We start from the raw sequence: 2,006 nt of genomic DNA, 5'->3' as shown, positions 1-2,006 counted from the left end.
GCCGTCTTCACCATGACCGGCGGCGCCTTCGCCGCGCGCTACACGCGCACCGCGGTCGAGGCCGCGGCCGCGCTGCCGCAGCCCGGCGCCCAGCCGCTGCCGGCCGGCCTGGCCCCGGCCTTCGACCTGCTGGATTCGGTCTGCGCGGAGCCCACGCTGATGCTGAAGCTGGAGCCGCGCCCGGGCGACCTGCTGCTGTTCAACCCGCATCTGGTCTGGAAGCGCCGCACCCTGGCCGAGACGCCGGCCGAGGCGCCCGAGGCGGCGCAGGAATTCCGTCGCCTGCGCGTGACCATGGCGCATTCCCGCCGCACCGTGGCCGAGCCCGCCTGATGCGCCTGCTGGTCGCCAACGCCAACACCACGGAAGCCATCACGCAGGCCTGCGCGGACGCCGCACGCGCCGCCGCCGCGCCGGACACCGAGATCATCGCCGCGACGCCGCGCTTCGGCCCTGCCGTGATCTCCTCGCGCGCCGAGAACGTGATCGCCGGGCATGCGCTGCTCGAGCTGCTCGCCGAACATGCGGGCCGCATCGATGCCTGCCTCCTCGCCGTCAGCCACGACACCGCGCTCGAGGCAGCGCGGCAGATGATGCCCTGCCCGGTGGTCGGCATGACCGAGGCGGCCTGCTTCACCGGCTGCCTGGTCGGCGGGCGCTTCGGCATCGTCACCTTCGGCGCGCTCGACACCTATCGCGAGCTCGTCGGCCGGCACGGCCTCGCTTCGCGTTTGGCCGGGCTGGTCAGCGTCAACGCGACGCCGCCGGAGGCGGTGGCGGACCCTGAGGGTGTGGGGCGCAAGGTGCTGGTGGGCATCGGCGAGCTCGCCGCGATGGGCGCCGATTCCGTGGTGCTCGCCGGTGCGGCGCTGGCCGGCTACGACCGCCGCCTGCAGGCGGAGGCGCCGGTGGCGCTGCTCGACGGCATGGCCTGCGGCGTGCGGATGGCGGAAATGCTGGTGGCGCTGCAACTTCCGAAGCCCCGCAGCGGTTCCTATGCAGCCTGCGCCGGGCGGGAGAGCCTCGGCCTCGCGCCCGCACTGGCGGGGATGCTGCGCGGCTCATCATAGGGGATCCGGTCATGCGCCTGGACGGCCCGGAAAGTAGCAATGTCGAGGACCGCCGCGGCCAGCGCATCGGCGGCCGCGGCATCGCGGTGGGCGGCGGCATCGGTGGTGTGGTCATTCTGTTGATCGCGCTGTTCCTCGGCGTCGACCCGGGCGTGCTGATGGAGGGCGGGGACAGCGCGCCTGCGCCGGCCGCGCAGCGCCAAGCCAGCCCGCAGGACGACGCTGCGCGCCACTTCGTGGCCCAGGTGCTGGGCGAGACCGAGCAGGTCTGGGGGGCGGAATTCGCCCGCGCCGGCACGCGCTACGAGGACCCCTCGCTGGTGATCTTCAGCGGCGCGACGCAGTCGGGCTGCGGCTTCGCCCAGGCGCAGATGGGGCCCTTCTACTGTCCGCGCGACCGGCGCATCTACATCGACCTCGACTTCATGGCCGACCTTCAGCGCCGGCTCGGCGCGGGGGGCGACTTCGCCGCCGCCTACATCGTCGCGCACGAGGTCGGCCACCACGTGCAGAACCTGGTCGGCGTGCTCGACCGCGTCGACCAGGCCCGGCGCGGGGAGGGCGAGCGCGCCGCCAATGCGCTGCAGGTGCGCGTCGAATTGCAGGCGGATTGCCTGGCCGGCGTCTGGGCACGCCGTGCCCAGGAAACGCGGAACATCCTGGAAAAGGGAGACATCGAGGAAGGCCTGAACGCCGCCGCCGCGGTGGGCGACGACCGCATGCAGCGCGCCGGGCAGGGCCGTGTCGCGCCGGAGACCTTCACCCACGGATCCTCCGCGCAGCGCGTGCAGTGGTTCCGGCGCGGACTCGAGGCCGGGCGCATGGACGCCTGCAACACCTTCGCCGCCGCGCCCTGACCGGCGCCCCGCCCCCCGGGCTGCCGCAGCGGCGGGCGGCGCCTGCCCGCGCCGGGAGATCGGAAGGGCACACGCTCGA

Annotated in this window: 3 protein-coding genes; all 3 read left to right on the top strand. The window is 74.1% G+C overall.

Going from position 1 to position 2,006, the window contains the following annotated elements:
- Nucleotides 1–333: hypothetical protein (locus tag HW578_RS25875; RefSeq protein ID WP_198373585.1), on the top strand; the 333-nt coding region annotated here is incomplete at its 5' end.
- A complete protein-coding gene (locus HW578_RS25870) occupies nucleotides 333–1,070 on the top strand; it encodes an aspartate/glutamate racemase family protein (RefSeq protein WP_232479297.1) in 738 nt (245 codons plus the stop codon). The genes HW578_RS25875 and HW578_RS25870, both read left to right, overlap by 1 nt.
- A gap of 11 nt (nucleotides 1,071–1,081) precedes the next feature.
- Entirely contained in the window at nucleotides 1,082–1,927 is an 846-nt protein-coding gene (ypfJ, locus tag HW578_RS25865; RefSeq protein WP_198373583.1) for a KPN_02809 family neutral zinc metallopeptidase, read from the top strand.
- Nucleotides 1,928–2,006 lie beyond the last annotated feature (79 nt).

The sequence above is a fragment of the Roseomonas rosulenta genome, assembly GCF_016106005.1.
GTDB classification, from domain to species: Bacteria; Pseudomonadota; Alphaproteobacteria; order Acetobacterales; family Acetobacteraceae; genus Neoroseomonas; species Neoroseomonas rosulenta.
The sequence above is the reverse complement of the archived record's forward strand: the minus strand, read 5'-3'. Positions and strand labels throughout refer to the sequence as shown.

Coding starts and splice junctions, on each gene's coding strand:
- HW578_RS25870 (WP_232479297.1), top strand. CDS start 333: ATGCGCCTGCTGGTCGCCAACGCCAACACCACGGAAGCCATCACGCAG.
- ypfJ (WP_198373583.1), top strand. CDS start 1,082: ATGCGCCTGGACGGCCCGGAAAGTAGCAATGTCGAGGACCGCCGCGGC.